The following is a 14,201-nucleotide window of genomic DNA, read 5'->3' as shown; positions in this document are numbered from 1 at the left end:
TTCTTACCGCGCAAGTCCGCCAGCCCCCGAGAGTGGGTCCCGATGCGGAAGATGTTGCCGCGCATGACCGCGGAGTCGCTGCCCGAGAGGCTCGACGACCTGCCCGTGGAACCGAAGGACTTCCTCCAGCTCGTGGCCGTGGACTTCAGCGGGACCTACCACGTCTATCTCGCGGCCAAGGACGAACGGCTCAAGATGACCAGGCTCTCCATGAGCCTGCTCGCCGCCCCGTTCGCCGCCGCCATCGCGCTGGCGAGCGCGAAGGTGGTCAATCCGGGAGCGCTGACCTCCTGGGGCGGCGTGCCGTGGTATCTGTTCGCGACGATCGCCGCGTTCGGACTGCTCAACATCCTGCCGTTCCTGCGGCTGATCGAGGCGGTGAACGCGCACATGCGGACCGCGCGGGCGCTCAACAACTTCCGCCTGCTCTACGTGGTCCAGCTCAAGGACCACTTCTCGGCCCTCGGCTGGACCCCCAACCTGCCGGTGGACCCCCGCTACCCCGAGACCTACGCGCCGCTCGCCTGGCCGGGGATCAACGTGATGATGCTGGCCCTGGTCAACAGCTCCTACATCGCCGTCGGCGTGCTCGGCCTGGTCAGGACCGAACCCAACGCGGCCCTGCTCCTGGTGGTCATCGGGCTGCTCTCCCTGCTGCACTATTTCGTCTACTACGTCCGCGCCAACGTCTCCCGGCAGCGCAGACTCCCACACAACCCCTTCCATTTCCCCAACGTGGAGACCTGAATGCCCGACCTCCTCAGATTCGCGTCTTGTGGGGAGACGTGGATCTGGCTGATGCGACACGTGCAGGACAGCGGCAGGCCCGCCGAGGACGACCGGGGCCCGATCATCGAAGCCCAGGCGGTGCTGTTCGAGATCGCCGGGCTCGGCTGGGACGATCCGATCCTGGAGTCCTACGGCGACTCGGGGAAGATCCCGCTGTACGCCGGCAAGTTCAGCGAGTGCGCGGTCCTGCCGCCCTTCAAATACAGCTACGGCGGCCGGCTCCGCCAGCTCCTCGGCGTCGACCAGCTCCGCTGGGTCGCCGACGTGCTGCGCGCCAAGCCGTACACCAAGAGCGGCTGGATCTCCCTCACCGTCCCGGGCGAGTCTCCCGACGCGGTGCCCTGCCTGACCAGCCTGGCCTTCCGGCTCCGCGACGGGCGGCTGGTAATGACCGCCGCCTTCCGGTCGCAGAACGTGTTCACCTCCTACCTGAACTATGTGCCGCTGCGTAGTATTCAGAACGAGGTCGCCGGCGATCTCGGGGTGGACTGTGGGTCAATGAGGGTCTTCGTCGACGTTCCGCACATCTACGCCGCGGACGCGGCGACGGTCGGGGAGATCCTCCGGCTGTCGGAGCGCGATGGGCTCGGCGAGGGAGAGTCGACACCAGGTGCTGCTGGTCGACTTGGACGGGACTGTGGTCGACTACGCCCAAACGGAGCGCGGCGCGCTTCATGAGGTGCACCACCGCTTCTTCCAGATGGGCCGCGCCGAGTTCCTGGCGCGCTTCCACGCCGCCAACGAGCCGCTCTGGGCGGCCTACCGCGAGCACCGGATCACCCTGGCCGAGCTGCGGCTGGAGCGCTGGGCCAGGATGGGCGCCCTCCCCTCGGTCGCGGCCGCGTTCGAAGACGCGCTCGGCCGGAACGTGACCCTGTTCCCGGAGGCCAGAGCCGCTCTGCGGCGGCTGTCCCGGCGGTTCAGGCTGGCCCTGGTGACCGACGGCATCGCCCATGTCCAGCGGGCCAAGCTCCGCCGCACCCGGATCGGCGGGTTCTTCGAGCACGTGGTGATCGCCCCCGAGGTGGGCCTGCGCAAGCCCGACGGAGAGCTGCTCCACCACACCCTGGACCTGCTGGAGGCCAAGGCCGGTGACGCGCTCATGGTCGGCGACTCGCCGGCGAGCGACGGCGGCTGCGCGCAGGCCGCCGGGGTGGACTTCTGCTGGGTGAACCGCACGCAGGCGCCGCCCACCCCCGGCATCCCCGTCCACCGGACCGTCACCTGCCTCGGCACCGTCTAGCGCCTTCCACCGGAGAGCGGGGGCCAGGCCGTGGGAGCCGTGGAAAGGCGGAGGAGCCGGCCGCAGGGAGGTGAAAGGAGCGGCAGGGAGGTGAAGGCCCCCGCGGGGAGGCGGAGGAGCCGGCCGCGGGAAGGCCGGCCTACGGGGAGAACAGCGCTTCGGCGCCCACCGGGACGTATCCAGCGGCCAGGAAGGTCCGGACGCTGGCCGCGTTGCCGGGGGCGATCTGGGCCCACAGCGGGTGCGGGGTGAGCTGACGGGCCGCGCAGGCCAGGGCCCTTCCCAGGCCCCGGCCCCGGTGCTCCGGATCGATCTCGACCGCGACCTCCCAGCGGCCCGCCACCCCGCGCCCGATGACGAGGAGGCCGCCCGGGCAGGTCCACGTCCGGACGTCGTCACGGTAGCGGCGGGCGCGTCCGGCTCTCGGGTGGCCGGTCGCGGACACCTCGGTCAGCGCGATCTGCGGCCGGCCGGGGAGCGGCCCGGCGAGGGCGAGCATGTCGATGTTGTCGAGCCGGCGGCCCAGCCGTCCCTCCAGGGCGCCGAGGAAGCGGGGGCCGAGCGGCGCGGACAGGTCTCCGTCGGGGAGGCGCCGGTGGATCCACGACGCTTCGACGTCGGCGAATATCACGTTGTGCGCGGTGAAGGCGATGACACCCGCGTCACGCGGCGACGGCTGGGGCAGGATCGTCGGCCCCGCGTCCGGCGCGGGGAAGCGTCCCCTCGACGCCTCGGCGAGCAAGTCCGCCAACGTGTCCGCTCCACCCGTCTCCATCGCAGGTGATCTTACCTCCGGGACGTCAGCGGATGAAGGGCGCCAGCAGGCCGGGCACCGCCTCCTCGGCGAAGGCCAGTCCCTGCGTGACGGAGACGTCTCTGACCTTGTAGGAGCCCTTGCCCGCGGCCGTGGTCGCGGCCAGGGTGAGCAGGCCCGATCTCCGCTGGAAGGGCGAGCGGCCGACGGTCCAGCCGATGATCGCCTCACGGCGGAGCGCCACCGTCCTGCGCCGGGCCGTGCCGTACCGGGTGACGAGGTAGGGGCCGTGGAGTCCGTGCCCCAGGTTGCGGTAGGCGTCGCGGGCCAGGAGCAGCCCGGCGGGGAGCAGCGCCGCACCGGCCGCCCAGAGCAGCGCGGGGACCCAGCTCAGCCACGCGGCGAGCCCCGCGAGCAGCGGCGCGAGGACGAGCGGCGGCCAGACGGCGTGGACGGCCCTGCGGCGCAGCGCCACCCGGGGGTGGGGGCGCAGCGGCGCGAGGGTCGGCGAGACGTCCTCGCCCAGTACGGCGGCGGCGGCGCGGTGGGCCTCGGCACGCGGGGCCGGCGGCAGCAGGGCCGTCGAGTCGTCCTCGCCGAGCCCGGTGGCCACGGCGTTCAGCCTGGCCCCCCGGCCCCAGCGCAGCGGCAGCGGCTCGGCCACCTCGACCCCGCACAGCCGCCGCTCCTCCAGCGACATGGACCGGGTGGTCAGCAGGCCCCGCCGGACGAGGAGGGCGCGGCCGGGCCCGCGGGTCAGGCGGAAGTCCCACCAGGACTCCACGTGGAGCAGCAGGGTCCCCGTCAGCCCGATCGCCAGGACGACGCCGGTGGCCACGGCGAGGACCACGGCCGGGTGGGTCGCGGTGACGGCGGCCCACAGCTCGCCGAGGAAGCCGACCTCCGTGGGGCTGATCCCGAACATGTCCAGCACGCGGAAGAACAGGCCGAAGGGGGCCAGGCCGATGGCCGGCGACCAACTGCTCAGCAGCGCGTAGCGGATCCAGGCCGGGCGCAGCTCGGCGATGACGGAGTCGGAGCGGGCCGTACGGCCGAGCAGGCCCCGTCGCAGGAGCAGTGCGTCGGCCCGGGAGATCCCGTCGAGGGAGAGCCCCTCGTCCGCGTCGTTCTGGCCGGTGCCGATCTTGACGTCGGCCAGGCCGAAGATCCGGTACATCGGACCGGCCGTCACCTCGACGCTGCGCACCCGGTCACGCGGGACCGACCGCCGCCTGCGGAAGACCAGGCCGGAGCGGAGCTCGACGCGTTCGCCGGTGACCCGGTAGCGGGTGGTGGCGTAGCGGATCAGGCCGATCGAGGTGATCACGGCGGCCGCCGCCAGGATCGAGCCGAGGGTGATGACGGTCTGCGGGTTCAGCCGGTCGCCGGCGACCAGGGCGGTGGCCGCGACAGGCGCCAGCGGGCCGATCACCCAGCTCAGGCTCAGCCACGGCATCCGCGGGTCGAGCCGCGTCCACTCCAGGCCGGCCGCCCCGCCGCCGACCCGCTCCGCCCCGTCATACCGGCGGTCGCCGGCCGTGTCTCGATCGCGGTTCACGTGGCGTCACCGGGGGTGTCCTGGGTCCGGGCGGTGAGCCGCTCGACGAGGTCGGCCGCGAGGGCGTGGTCCAGGCCGTTGATCTTTATCGCGCCCGCCGCCGAGGCCGTGGTGACGGTCACGCCCGCCAGGCCGAAGATCTGCTGGAGCGGGCCCCGGACCGTGTCGACGGTCTGGATCCGCGACATCGGCGCGACCCGCCACTTCTGCCAGATCCAGCCGGAGGCCGCGTAGACCGCGTCGTCGGTGGTCTCCCAGCGGTGCACCCGGAACCTCCACCGTGGCATCACCGCCACGTAGGCGGCCCCCGGGACCGCGATGACGAGCGCCGGGAGCAGCAGCCAGAACCGGGCCGGCGGGATCAGGAGAGCGAGCAGGACCAGCACCAGGACCGGCGGGGCCACGAGCACGGCCGCCTGGCCCGTCCACCACCGGACCGCCCGGCTGTCCACCGGATTCCGGGGCGGCCGGAGCCTGAGCCCTCCATCGACCCCGCCTTCCTGACCGCTCGTCTCGTTTTTTGACCGCATGGCCAAAATTTAACACACGCGGACAGACACGCAATCCCGTGCCCGCGGAGTCGAAGGACAGGAGGGAGCCGAGGGATAAAAAACTGCCGACGGGCCCGGCGCCTGCACGGCCGGCTCACCGGCCCTCATGAGCCTGTCGGGCCCTGACACGCCGCCCGGGCACCGCCTGTCGCGGGAGGCCCTCCGCCGGAGAGCGTGGGCGCGGGAGCGCACTCTCCGGCCGAGGACCGGTCAAGGACCAGCCGAGGACCGGCGGAGGATCAGCCGGGCAGGCGCCTGATCCGCTCGGAGGCCGGGTCGTAGAGGGGCTCGGCGGTGACGGTGGCGCCGGTCCAGAGGCCGGTGACGCCGACCTCGACCCGGTCGCCGGGGGCGGTCCCGGCGGGCAGGTAGGTGTAGGCGATCGAGCGCTCCACCCGGTGGCCGTACCCGCCGCTGGTCACCCGGGAGGCCGGCGCGCCGTCGACGCGGACCGGCTCGCCGCCGAGGCAGACCTGGCGGGGGTCGTCCAGGACGAGGCAGCGCAGGCGCGGGCCGGGAGCCTCCGTCCCCCGACGGCCGTCCGGCGCTCCGGCGGGCGCGTCCGGAGCGGGCCCGTCCGCGCCGCCGCGCCGGCCGGGCCGGTCCCGCCGGGCCGCCGCCTCAAGCGCGGACCGGCCGAGGAAGTCCTTGTCCATGGCCACCGCGAAACCCAGGCCGGCCTCGACGGGGGTGGTCTCCGGGGTGATGTCCAGGCCCCAGACCCGGTAGCCCTTCTCCAGGCGCATCGAGTCGATCGCCCGGTAGCCGGCCGGGCGCATGCCGTACGGCGTGCCCGCCTCCATGAGCGTGTCCCACAGGGTCAGCCCGTACTCCGACGGGCAGTACAGCTCCCAGCCGAACTCGCCCACGAACGTCACCCGCTGGGCCAGCACCGGGACGTTCCCGACGCTGATCTCTCTGGCCTGCATGTATCCGAAGGTCAGGTCGTCGTCGCAGACCGTGCCGAGGATGTCGAGCGCGCGCGGGCCCCACAGGCAGTAGCAGGCGTGGGCCGAGGTGACGTCCCGGACGTCGAGGCCGTGGCCGCGGAGCCAGGCCGCGTCGTGGACGCCGAAGGCGGTGCCGGTGACCAGGCGGAAGCGGTCCTCGGCCAGGCGGGTGACGGTCAGGTCGGCCTCGATGCCGCCGCGCTCGTTCAGCAGCTGGGTGTAGACGATCGAGCCGGGGGGCCGGTCGAGCTGCCCGGCGCACGCCCGCTGCAGTCTCATCAGAGCCTGGTGCCCTGAGACTTCGAGCTTCGCGAACGAGGTCTGGTCGAACAGTCCCGCCGCGTCCCGCGTGGCCAGGCACTCCCGCCGGATCGCCGGGGACCAGATCCGGCCCGCCCAGCCGGCCGGGCGGACCGCCGGCGACTCCCGCGTTCCCCGCCCGCCTCCCTCCTCCCGCGCCCGGGCGCCGGCGTTGGGGCCTTCCTCCCACGCCCGGGCGCCGGCGTTGGAGTCTTCCTCCGGCACCGGGACGTCGGCGTTGGAGTCGAACCAGTTGACCCGTTCCCAGCCCGACTTCTCGCCGAACGCCGCCCCCAGCTCCGCGTGCCGTACCCACGCCGGGGAGCGGCGCAGCGGCCGGGCGGCGGTGCGCTCCTCGCCCGGGTAGACGATGTCGTAGTACTTCGAGTAGGAGTCGAGCGCCCTGGCCCGGGCCCATGGGGCGGACCGGGCGTGGCCGCCGAACCGGCGCAGATCCATGCCGAACACGTCGTACTCCGGCGAGCCGTCCACGATCCACTCGGCCATGACCTTGCCCACGCCGCCGGCGGCGGCCAGGCCGTGGACGCAGAACCCGGCCGCCGCCCACAGGCCGCGGACCGCCGTCTCGCCGAGCAGGAACTCCCCGTCGGGGGTGAACGCCTCGGGACCGTGGACGACCTTCGTGATCTCGGTACGGCCCAGCGCGGGGACCCGCCGCACCGCCGACTCCCACGATTCTTGAAATTTCGGCATATCGGGTGCGAACAGCGTCCGGGGCTCCTCCAGCGGCTGCCCGGTCTCCCAGATCTCCGGAGTCCGGATATATCCCCCGACGAGTATGCCGCCGCCCTCCTCGCGGAAGTAGACGATGTTGTCCGGGTCCCGGACCGTGGGCATAGACGAGGGGACCTCGAAAGGTTCGGTGACGACATACTGGTGTTTGATCGGCACGATCGGGATGTCCACCCCGGCCAGCCGCCCGACCCGGCCGCTGGCCGCCCCCGCCGCGATGATCACGGTGTCGGCCCGGACCGACCACTCCTCGGAGCCGAGCGCGATGCGGACCCCGCCGACCGCGCCGCCGGCCACCTCCAGCCCCGTCACGCGGGTGCCGGTGAAGATCCGCACGCCCAGCTTCTCCGCCCCGGCCGCCAGCGCCCTGGCCAGCAGCGCCGGATCGAGCCAGCCGTCCCCGGGCAGCCAGAGCGCGGCCCGCACGTCGCGCACGTCGAGCAGCGGCAGCATCTCCCCCGCCTCGGCCCCGGACAGCACGGACAGCCCCAGGCCGTAGGTCTCCCCGGCCCCGGCCAGCCGCAGCGACTCCTCCACCCGCTCGGGCGTGGTCGCCAGGCGGAGCCCGCCCACCCCGCGCCAGCCGGGGTCCATCCCGGTCAGCTCGGCCAGTTCGGGGTAGAGGCCGGCCGAATACATGATCATCTTGGTCTGGGTGACGGTCGAGCGGAGCTGGCCCACGAATCCGGCCGAGTGCCAGGTGGTCCCCTCGGTCAGCCCGTGCCGCTCCACCAGGATCACCTCGCTCCAGCCGAGCTTCGCCAGGTGGTAGGCCACGCTGCACCCGGCCACCCCGCCGCCGATCACGACGGCCCGCGCAGAGTTGGGAAGTTCCAAGATCGGCAACCCCTCTGTAACAACTCGTCCGGATAATCGGATCAATGGTCTGAAGGTAGGCCAAAGGAGTGCGGCATGCCAGATGCTCTCGCAGCCGTCCGGGAGTGGGCCGGACAGCCCGTCACCGAGACGCCGATCAAGGGTGGGCTCAGCCACCGGATCGCCCGGCTGGACGCGGCCGACGGGCAGCGCTGGCTGCTGCGGGTGCTCGATCCGCGCGTCTCGGGGGCGGGCCTCGGCATCCCCCTCGACCAGGAGATCGCCAACACGCTCCGCGCGGCCGAGGCCGGGGTCGGCCCGCGGGTCCTGCACCGGATGCCCGGCGCGCTGCTGCTGGAGTATCTCGACGGCGCCACCCTCGACGCGCACGGCGTGCGGACGCTCCCCGGACCGATCGCGGCGGCCTGCCGCCGCCTGCACGCCGGGCCCCGGTTCGTCAACGACTTCTCCATCTTCCGCAAGCTTGAGGAGTTCCTCGCCCTCTGCCATACCCACGCGCTGCCGACACCCGACGGCTACGAGGACCGGCGGCGGGCGGCGGCGGAGATCGAGCGGGCGCTGACCGCCCACCCGCTGCCGGCGGTGCCCTGCCACAACGACCTGCTGCCGGGCAACCTCATCCACTGCGGCACGGAGATCAAGATCGTGGACTACCAGCTCTCCGGGAACAACGACCCGGCCTTCGAGCTGGGCGACATCGCCGCCGAGGCCGACTACGATCCGGACCTGGCCGGCCGGCTGGCCCACGCCTACTTCGGCGAGGCCGACCCGCGGCTGATCGCGCGGGTCAGGCTCAATCTGATCATGTCCAACCTGACCTGGTCCCTCTGGTTCGCCGTGCATCACGGGCTGCTACGGGAACAGGCGGCGGCCGCCGACTTCGACTACGACGCGGAGGCGGCCGACAAGTTCGCGCGGGCCGTACGGGACCTGGACGACCCGGGGTTCGGACGGCTCGTCGACGACGTCCGGGGCCGGCGCGCGCCGGCTCCCCGGACCCCCGCCCCGGGATGACCCCCTCATCCCGGAGTAAACCCCCCATGTAAGACGCAAGGAGGCTTGCATGACCAAGCCAGTGGTGCCACCTGTGGACACGGACGCGCAGCGGCTCGCCGAGCTCGGTTACAAGCAGGAGCTCTCCCGCACCTGGAGCGGCTTCTCCAACTTCGCCATCTCCTTCTCGATCATCTCCATCCTGGCCGGGTGTTTCACCACCTTCGGCCAGGCGTGGAACAACGGCGGGCCGATCGCCATCTCCTGGGGCTGGCCGCTGATCTCGATCTTCATTCTGATCATCGGCCTGTGCATGTCGGAGCTGGTGTCGGCCTACCCGACCGCCGGCGGCATCTACTGGTGGGCCGCCAAGCTGGGCAGGCCGGTCCACGGCTGGTTCACCGGGTGGTTCAACCTCGTCGGGCTGATCGCGGTGACCGCCTCGGTGGACTACGGCTGCGCGACGTTCATGAACATCACGATCAACCGGTTCGCCGAGGGCTTCGAGATCTCCCTCGGCAACACCTTCATCCTCTTCACAGTCATCCTGGTGCTGCACGCGCTGATCAACATCTTCAGCCACCGGCTCATCTCCGTGCTGCAGAACGTCTCGGTGTGGTGGCACGTGTTCGGGGCGGCCGTGGTGGTGGCCATCCTGATCTTCGGCCCGGACCGGCACCAGTCGCTGTCGTTCGTCTTCACCGAGCGCTTCAACAACTCGGGCTTCCCCGACACGTCGTTCTGGTTCTACGTGCTGCCGCTCGGCTTCCTGCTGACCCAGTACACGATCACCGGCTTCGACGCCTGCGCGCACGTCTCGGAGGAGACCCAGGGCGCCTCGAGGGCGGCGGCCCGCGGGCTCTGGCAGTCGATCTTCTACTCCGCGATCGGCGGCTGGGTCCTGCTGCTGGCGTTCCTGTTCGCGGCCACCGACGTTGACGCGGTCAACAAGGAGTTCGGCTTCGTGGGGGCCGTCTTCACCTCGTCGCTCACCCCGGTCCTGGCCACGGTGATCTTCGGCATCTCCACGATCGGGCAGTTCTTCTGCGGGATGAGCTGCGTGACCTCGATGTCCCGGATGACCTACGCGTTCTCGCGGGACGGCGGCATCCCCGGCTGGCGGCTCTGGTCGAAGGTGAACAAGGACCGGACCCCGGTCAACGCGATCGTCTTCGGCTGCGTCGCGGCGCTCGTGCTGACCCTCCCGGCCCTCTACAAGGCCCCGACCGGCACCCCCCTTGCGTTCTACGCGGTGGTCTCGGTCGCGGTCGTCGGCCTCTACATCGCCTTCGCCATCCCGATCTGGCTCCGGCTGAGGATGGGCGACCGCTTCGAGCCCGGCCCGTGGACGCTGGGCGCGAAGTACAAGGTCATGTGCTGGATCGCCGTCATCGAGATCGTCGTGGTCTCGATCTACTTCATCATGCCGCTGGCCCCGGCGGGGGTGCCGTTCAACAAGGACGACCCCGCCACGCCGGGAGACGAGACGTTCACCTGGACCGCGGTCAACTACGCGCCGATCGTGGTCGGGCTGATGGTCCTCGCCGTGGGCCTGTGGTGGGCGCTGTCGGCCCGGCACTGGTTCACCGGGCCGCGCCGCACGGTCGAGGTCGAGGAGGGGCAGCCGATCGCCTGATCAGGCCGCGGTCCCCCGGTCAGACCGCCTCGAACGCCTCCGCCACCGCGGCCCGGACCCGGTCCATGTCCGCGGTGGCCGGGGCCTCCCGGCTCAGCGAGGTCATGTCGACCTCCGGCATGCCGCAGGGCACCGCCCAGTCCCACGGGGCCAGGTCGCCGTCGACGTTGAGGGCGAACCCGTGGCTGGTCACGCCGCGGCTCTGCCGCATGCCGATCGAGACGATCTTCCGGCCCGTCTCCGCCGTCCACACGCCCGTCAGCAGCTCCGAACCCGGCGGGGTGTCCCGGCGTTCGGCCGGGACGCCCAGCGCGCCGAGGGCGCGGACGAGCCGGAGCTCGACCTCGCGGACGTAGTCGACGATCCCCTCCCCCTCGCCGAGCTTGACGACGAGATAGCCGACGAGCTGGCCGGGGCCGTGATAGGTGAGCTGACCGCCGCGGCCTGTGCTCACGACCGGGATGCCGTGGGACGGGTCGGGCAGGTGCTGCTCCAGCGTGCGCCTGCCGACGGTGTAGACCTGCGGGTGGCTGAGGAGCCAGAGCGTGTCGGGGCGCTCGTCGCGCTGCCGCTGACCGACCAGGTCGGTCATCTGCTCCATGGCCTTCTCGTAGTCGACCAGGTCGTCCTGGACAAGGGACAGGGGGCGTTGCCTCATGTCCTCAGCTTATTTTCCGTAGTGGACCGCGGGAGCCTTGGGGACGAGGATCCACATGAGCACGTAGACGACCCACAGCGGCCCCGGGATGAGGGACAGCAGCAGCCACAGCACCCGGACGACCGTGGGCGACCAGCCGAGGCTCTCCGCGATCCCACCGCAGACGCCGGCGATGATTTTGTGATTTCTCGAACGGTGCATCTCTGTCTCCCCGGATCGTTGGTCTTCACCTTCTGAACGGAGGGCGAAGACCCCCACGTTCCCGGGACATCCCTGAGAAAACCCTGTCAGGGTCGGCCCGGGGACCGGGCGGGCCACGTAACTATTCGCGCAACTCCTCCCCAATGGGCCTAGGCGAAGGTCATTGATCAAGGTAGCTTCCGCCTTAACACGGATTGGGGCCCACAGTTTCACTCCCCGAGGAGCTTTATGCGCCTGCGCCTGCAACGCACGCTGGTCCGGACCGCCACCCTGGTCACGGCCGTCACTCTTCCGCTCGCCTTCGTCCCACCCGCGAGCGCGGCCGCGACCGGCCTCCCCGACGTCCTGGCCGAGGCCCTGTCCTCCCAGGTCAAGGGTAAGAACGTCAAGAAACACCTCGACAGCTTCCAGCAGATCGCCGACGCCAACGGCGGCACCCGCGCCGCGGGCACCCCCGGATACGACGCCTCCCTCGCCTACGTCAAGGACAAGCTGCGCCGGGCCGGCTACAAGGTCTCCACCACCGACGTGGAGTTCCCGGTCTCGTGGGAGGAGTTCTCCCCCTCGGTCCTGCAGCAGGTGACGCCGGAGGCCAAGACCTACGCCAACCCCGCCGACTTCGTCACCGTCGTCTCCTCAAGTCCCGGGGACGTCACGGCGCAGGTCCAGGTGGTCGACGCGGTCATCCCGCCGGCGCCGAGTCCCAACACCTCCACCGCGGGCTGCGAGGCCGCCGACTTCGCCGGATTCGTGCCGGGCCGGATCGCCCTCATCCAGCGGGGCACCTGCCCGTTCGTCGACAAGGCCACCAACGCGAAGGCGGCCGGCGCGGCCGGTGTGATCTTCTTCAACGAGGGTCAGCCGGGCCGTACCGACCCCTTCTCGTTCGACATCCGCGAGTGGCGCTTCGGCTTCCCGATCGTGATCGCCTCCACCGCCGTCGGCCTCGACCTGGCCGACACCCCGGGCACGACCGTCCACCTGAAGGTCGACGCCAAGACCACGGTCGGCCAGACCAAGAACCTCATCGCCGACTCCCCGTGGGGCAAGAAGGGCGAGATCGTGATGGCCGGCGCCCACCTGGACAGCGTCACCGAAGGGCCCGGCATCAACGACAACGGCTCCGGCAGCGCCGCCATCCTGGAGACCGCGCTGAAGCTGGCCCACCTGCCCACCAAGCACAAGCTCCGCTTCGCCTGGTGGGGCGCCGAGGAGCTGGGCCTGCTCGGCTCCGACCAGTATGTCGCGGGCCTGTCGCAGGCCGAGCGGGACAAGATCCGGCTCTACCTCAACTTCGACATGGTCGCCTCGCCGAACGACGTCACCTTCCTCTACGACGGTGACGACTCCGACGCCGAGGGCTCCGGCCCCGGCCCGGCCGGCTCCGCCGAGATCGAGAAGCTGCTGGAGAAGTTCTACGGCAAGCGCGGTCTGAGCTTCAAGGGGACCGACTTCGACGGCCGCTCCGACTACGGCGCGTTCATGGCGGCGGGCATCCCGGCCGGCGGCATCTTCACCGGCGCCGAAGGCATCAAGACCGCCGAGGAGGCCGCCGTGTTCGGCGGTACGGCGGACGCCCCGTACGACCCCTGCTACCACGCGGCCTGCGACGCCATCACCAACATCAACGCCGCCGCGCTCGACCGCAACTCCAAGGCGATCGGCTACGCCACCGCGTTCTACGCCTACGACCTGTCCACGATCCCCGACCGTGACGCCGCCGCCCTGGCGAGGTCCGCCACGGCCGCCAAGCGGGCGCCGGAGGACGCGGCCCGCTGACCCGTGTCCCGCGGACCCCACCTGACGGCCGCCGCAGGCGACGGATCCGAGGGACACCACCCAAGCGCACCACCACGCTGTACGGCGCGCACCCGCCAGGTGCGCGCCGCTCGGGGGACCCCCACACCCTCCCAACCCGAGGAGCATGATGCGCAACCTGTGGACCATCGGGATGGCGGCGATCCTGGCCATCCCCCTGGCGCTCACCGCGCCGGCCGCGTCGGCCGCCGTCCCACCGGACATCTCGCTGGCCAACGTGAAGGCACACCTCACCCAGCTCCAGTCCATCGCCACCGCCAACGGCGGCAACCGCGCGCACGGCCGCCCCGGTTATCTCGCCTCGGCGAACTACGTCAAGGGTCTGCTCGACGGCGCCGGGTTCACCACCACCCTCCAGTCGTTCACCTACAACGGCGCGACCGGCTACAACGTCATCGCCGACTGGCCGGGCGGCGACCCCAACGACATCCTCATGGTCGGCGCGCACCTCGACAGCGTGACCGCGGGACCGGGCATCAACGACAACGGCTCCGGCAGCGCCGCCATCCTGGAGACCGCGCTGGAGGTCTCCCGCCAGGCCCTGGCCCCGACCAAACACCTCCGCTTCGCCTGGTGGGGCGCCGAGGAGCTGGGTCTGCGCGGCTCGCAGTACTACGTCAACAACCTCCCCGCCACCGAGCGGGCCAAGGTCAAGGGCTACCTGAACTTCGACATGGTCGGCTCGCCCAACGCCGGTTACTTCGTCTACGACGGAGACAACTCCGACGGCGTCGGCTCGGGCCCCGGCCCGGCGGGCTCCGCGCAGTTGGAGGCGACGATCCAGGCCTACTTCACCTCGATCGGCGTGGCCACCCGGGGCACCGACTTCGACGGCCGCTCCGACTACGGCCCGTTCATCAGCGTCGGCATCCCCGCCGGGGGCACGTTCACCGGCGCGGAGGGCATCAAGTCCAGCGCCCAGGCCACCCTCTGGGGCGGTACGGCGGGGCAGTCGTTCGACTCCTGCTACCACCGGGCGTGCGACACCACGGCGAACATCAACGACACCGCGCTGAACCGCAACGCCGACGCGATCGCCTACGCGGTGTGGACGACCGCGACGGCCACCCCGCCCGTGACCGTCTGGCAGGACACCTTCGAGACGGCGACCGGCTGGACCGCCGACCCCGGCGGCACCGACACCGCCACCCTCGGCCGGT

At 71.5% G+C, this 14,201-nt stretch carries 13 protein-coding genes; 7 read left to right on the top strand and 6 right to left on the bottom strand.

Annotated elements, in window-relative coordinates; genetic code table 11:
- The first annotated feature begins 42 nt into the window (after positions 1-42).
- Genes ACWDS7_RS03615 through ACWDS7_RS03605 form a run of 3 tightly spaced genes read left to right on the top strand, consistent with a single transcriptional unit; the run spans position 43 to position 2,032 of the window.
- The gene (locus ACWDS7_RS03615; protein ID WP_451927958.1) at positions 43-747 is read left to right on the top strand and encodes a hypothetical protein; all 705 of its coding nucleotides are present in this window, start codon (positions 43-45) and stop codon (positions 745-747) included.
- Positions 748-798: 51 nt separating this feature from the next.
- A complete protein-coding gene (locus ACWDS7_RS03610; protein ID WP_451927957.1) occupies positions 799-1,467 on the top strand; it encodes a hypothetical protein in 669 nt (222 codons plus the stop codon).
- The gene (locus tag ACWDS7_RS03605; protein ID WP_306860057.1) at positions 1,400-2,032 is read left to right on the top strand and encodes an HAD-IA family hydrolase; all 633 of its coding nucleotides are present in this window, start codon (positions 1,400-1,402) and stop codon (positions 2,030-2,032) included. Before ACWDS7_RS03610 ends, ACWDS7_RS03605 begins: the two co-directional genes overlap by 68 nt.
- Before the next feature lie 139 nt (positions 2,033-2,171).
- On the opposite strand, the gene ACWDS7_RS03600 is transcribed toward ACWDS7_RS03605, so the two are convergent.
- The 4 genes from ACWDS7_RS03600 to ACWDS7_RS03585 all read right to left on the bottom strand — a co-directional run bounded on the left by ACWDS7_RS03600 (position 2,172) and on the right by ACWDS7_RS03585 (position 7,735).
- Positions 2,172-2,783 carry a GNAT family N-acetyltransferase gene (locus ACWDS7_RS03600; protein ID WP_451927956.1) on the bottom strand — a complete coding sequence of 204 codons (612 nt, stop codon included), beginning with the start codon at positions 2,781-2,783 and terminating at the stop codon, positions 2,172-2,174.
- Between the two features lie 49 nt (positions 2,784-2,832).
- Positions 2,833-4,344: a PH domain-containing protein gene (locus ACWDS7_RS03595; protein WP_451927955.1), complete on the bottom strand. Its 1,512-nt coding sequence runs from the start codon at positions 4,342-4,344 to the stop codon at positions 2,833-2,835.
- The gene (locus tag ACWDS7_RS03590) at positions 4,341-4,874 is read right to left on the bottom strand and encodes a PH domain-containing protein (RefSeq protein ID WP_451927954.1); all 534 of its coding nucleotides are present in this window, start codon (positions 4,872-4,874) and stop codon (positions 4,341-4,343) included. Before ACWDS7_RS03590 ends, ACWDS7_RS03595 begins: the two co-directional genes overlap by 4 nt.
- Before the next feature lie 260 nt (positions 4,875-5,134).
- Positions 5,135-7,735, bottom strand: coding sequence for a GcvT family protein (locus tag ACWDS7_RS03585; protein ID WP_451927953.1), 2,601 nt, complete (start codon positions 7,733-7,735; stop codon positions 5,135-5,137).
- A 75-nt stretch (positions 7,736-7,810) separates the two neighbouring features.
- Here ACWDS7_RS03585 and ACWDS7_RS03580 point away from each other — a divergent pair, with 75 nt between their 5' ends.
- Positions 7,811-8,749, top strand: coding sequence for a phosphotransferase family protein (locus ACWDS7_RS03580; RefSeq protein ID WP_451927952.1), 939 nt, complete (start codon positions 7,811-7,813; stop codon positions 8,747-8,749).
- A 49-nt stretch (positions 8,750-8,798) separates the two neighbouring features.
- Entirely contained in the window at positions 8,799-10,364 is a 1,566-nt protein-coding gene (locus tag ACWDS7_RS03575; RefSeq protein WP_451927951.1) for an amino acid permease, read from the top strand.
- 19 nt (positions 10,365-10,383) lie between these two features.
- Here the strand turns inward: ACWDS7_RS03575 and lipB are convergent, their stop codons facing one another.
- Together lipB and ACWDS7_RS03565 are read right to left on the bottom strand one after the other, a co-directional pair.
- A complete protein-coding gene (lipB, locus tag ACWDS7_RS03570) occupies positions 10,384-11,022 on the bottom strand; it encodes a lipoyl(octanoyl) transferase LipB (protein ID WP_306860071.1) in 639 nt (212 codons plus the stop codon).
- 9 nt (positions 11,023-11,031) lie between these two features.
- The gene (locus ACWDS7_RS03565) at positions 11,032-11,223 is read right to left on the bottom strand and encodes a PspC domain-containing protein (protein ID WP_306860073.1); all 192 of its coding nucleotides are present in this window, start codon (positions 11,221-11,223) and stop codon (positions 11,032-11,034) included.
- Between the two features lie 228 nt (positions 11,224-11,451).
- On the opposite strand from ACWDS7_RS03565, the gene ACWDS7_RS03560 reads away from it, so the two are divergent.
- Together ACWDS7_RS03560 and ACWDS7_RS03555 are read left to right on the top strand one after the other, a co-directional pair.
- Entirely contained in the window at positions 11,452-13,002 is a 1,551-nt protein-coding gene (locus ACWDS7_RS03560; protein WP_451927950.1) for a M28 family metallopeptidase, read from the top strand.
- A 145-nt stretch (positions 13,003-13,147) separates the two neighbouring features.
- Positions 13,148-14,201 (top strand): M28 family metallopeptidase (locus tag ACWDS7_RS03555; protein WP_399965755.1); only part of this gene is annotated, 1,054 nt, incomplete at its 3' end.

The sequence above is a fragment of the Streptosporangium sp. NPDC003464 genome, from assembly GCF_053588315.1.
The sequence above is the reverse complement of the archived record's forward strand: the minus strand, read 5'-3'. Positions and strand labels throughout refer to the sequence as shown.